Source organism: Neisseria sp. P0021.S006 (assembly GCF_051956895.1).
On record NZ_JBQCWZ010000698.1, the window covers coordinates 1 to 726 of the forward strand.

Annotated in this window: 1 protein-coding gene; it reads left to right on the forward strand. The window is 48.3% G+C overall.

Features of this window, described 5'->3' with window-relative positions:
- Window positions 1-59: 59 nt before the first annotated feature.
- Window positions 60-677 (forward strand): 4'-phosphopantetheinyl transferase family protein, encoded by a 618-nt coding sequence (locus ACTHUM_RS16555; RefSeq protein ID WP_070813832.1) that lies wholly within the window; start codon window positions 60-62, stop codon window positions 675-677.
- The last annotated feature ends 49 nt before the right edge of the window (window positions 678-726 follow it).

Below are 726 nucleotides of genomic sequence, written 5' to 3' on the forward strand. Positions count from 1 at the left end.
CCACTAAGTAATGTCAAAAATGCCGGACTTCAATATGAAGTTTGGCATTTTTCTATTTTATGGATACGACACCTCTTCAATGCCTGCTGGCCGATCCGTCTTTTACCGCCTGCTACGACCATGCTTCTCTAAACGCAGCCGATTCCCAACGTTTTGCCGCCACGCCTCAACTGGCGCAGCGTCAGGACTGGCAAGTCAGCCGAGCATTAAAACAGCAAACCGATTTACCGACTGTATCACTGAGCCACAGCCAAGGCTTTGCCGCTTTATTGTGTGCGCCTCATCCCTTAACAGCCGGTATCGATATCGAATTTATCCGCCCGCGTGATTTCAAAGCGCTGTCGGCTTTGGTCTGCACGCAGGAAGAACAAGACTTTTTGGAAACGGCAAACTGGCCGTCTGAAACGTTTTACCGATTGTGGTGTTTCAAGGAAGCCTTGATTAAAGCGGCAAATTTGGATTTCCCGTCAGACATGAAATCGGTCGGCTATGTTTTCGATTCAGGGCAACCCGTCGGTTTACGCGCCGGAAATCAAACCGATTGGCGCGGCACAAGCGCGATTTTGGCGGATACGATGGCACTTTCCTGCGTTTGGCAGGGAAAAGCCGTCGCCCTGCAATGGCAGTTTTTTGGTTCGCTCCAACCCAATGATTTAACCGACCCGCAAACCATCTAATAACTGACAAAATAATAATAATCTGATTTAATTTACTGCACTTTTACTG